At 31.2% G+C, this 1890-nt stretch carries 1 protein-coding gene; it reads right to left on the bottom strand.

The genetic code is table 11. The features are described from left to right. The coding region (locus ACFWDE_RS30435) for a PAS domain-containing protein (RefSeq protein ID WP_377896391.1) at positions 1-1628 on the bottom strand (1628 nt) is incomplete at its 3' end. Positions 1629-1890 lie beyond the last annotated feature (262 nt).

Genomic DNA, 1890 nt, shown 5'->3' with positions numbered 1-1890 from the left:
CTTAGCATCAATCCGATTCCTGTTCCTTTTTCTTTCGTACTATAAAAAGGTTCGCCCAATCTCTTAATTCTTTCTTCTGGTATTCCTATTCCTTCGTCTACTACATCTATTATGATACCGCCTTCATTCAGTTCTTTAATATGAATTGAAATCTTCCCACCATCTGGCATCGCTTCAATTGAATTTTGCAAAATATTAATAAATACTTGTTTTAATTGATTTTCAGAGCATTCAATAATCATTTCTTTGGAATCTGTAAATAACTCAACTTGAATGTTTGTCATAATTGCTTTTATGTTAATTAACGACACAACATTTTTAAATATTTGACAAATATCTTTCTTCTCAGTAGGGATTTCATCTGTTTTAGCAATCGACAAAAATTCCTGAAGGATTGCTTCAATTCTCTCAATTTCAGAAAGCATAAGATTAAAATATTTTTCTTGATCCTCCTTGTTAATTTGGAATAATTGTATAAATCCTTTTATTACAGTTAAAGGGTTCCTCACTTCATGTGCTACTCCAGCTGCTAATTGACCAATAGCTGCAAGTGTATCCGATTTATTTAGCAATTCTTCTGTCTTTTTCCGCTCTGTAATATCGCGGACAATGATCATAATTTTATCTTGTAATAATGGTAAACATCTAGCTTCAAAGAAATCAATACTTCCATTAATTGTTAGAGGGTATTCTACAATTACATTCTTTCCTTCTTCTTTCAATTGGCGAATTGCTTCTTGAAATTGCTGTGCTACTGGAGACGGTAATATTTCGTAAAACTTTTTTCCCATAAAAGCTTCTGCGGGTACGTAAAATTTTGTAGGAGATCCTGCTTTATAATCTATAATTGTCCCATCGTCTTCTGTTAAAAAACATAAATCTGGTAAAGCTTTAAAAATTAATTCTAATTCAGAGGTTTGTTGTTTTAATTGCCCTTCTATCGCTTTTAAATGTGTAATATCTACCCCAACAGCCCAGTAACTAAATCCTGTTACAGGAAACTGCTCAGATATATTGGACCACATTATCGTTTTGATTTCACCGTTTTTACATGTTAAACGCATTTCCCAATCTCTAAAATTTTTTCCACGAGTCAAAAATTTATTTTGTATTTGATGGCGATAATTATGGTCAGGATACAGTAATTGAAGAGCGTTTGGATTCCCAATTATTTCTTCAGCAGTATAACCTGTTACAATCTCGCATTCTCGATTCCACAAAACAAAATCTCCATTATAGTCAAGCGCATCAACCATAACAGGCATGTTTTGTAAGATCGTATGTAGTTCTTCCTCTTTTCGAGAAAGTAACGATGTATTTTTACTTTGAACTGCTTTTTTCACCCCAGCTATAATGAGGTTAGAAAGCATTTCAAAATATTTTTGGCAATTGAAAATTTCGCTTCGTTTGGACCATACAACAAAAGATCCTAAATATTGATTGTATAAGAAAAGGGGGATTTCAATTTTGGGAAGTTTACATACTTTCATTTCATTAATTCCAAATGAAAATATACATTCGTTTTCAGCATCAAGAAGTTGATGTGATATGTTGGTTAATTTATAAAATTGTTCTGCCATGGTTTCTATTGTACTCACATCAATAAGTTCCATTAGCCGCGCATTCATTCTTTTCTCACCTCGATATGTAAAATTTATACAAATTAAAAATTCATACTTCTTCATTATACGAAGAAAGTGCTCCTAGGTATATAGCTGTAGAATAATTATTCGAACAAATTCTATTTTTCAATTAAAAACAGAAAATAATATGGGAGTGTTACGCGCTGCTAGTAGAAGTATAAAAATACAATAAATATAAAATTCATAAAAAATCCACAACTTCCATGAAAAATATATACATTTATTCCAATATATTCTATATAATGAC

The organism is Bacillus sp. NPDC060175 (genome assembly GCF_042728695.1).
Lineage (GTDB): Bacteria > Bacillota > Bacilli > Bacillales > Bacillaceae_G > Bacillus_A.
This window is presented reverse-complemented; position numbering and strand designations above follow the sequence as displayed.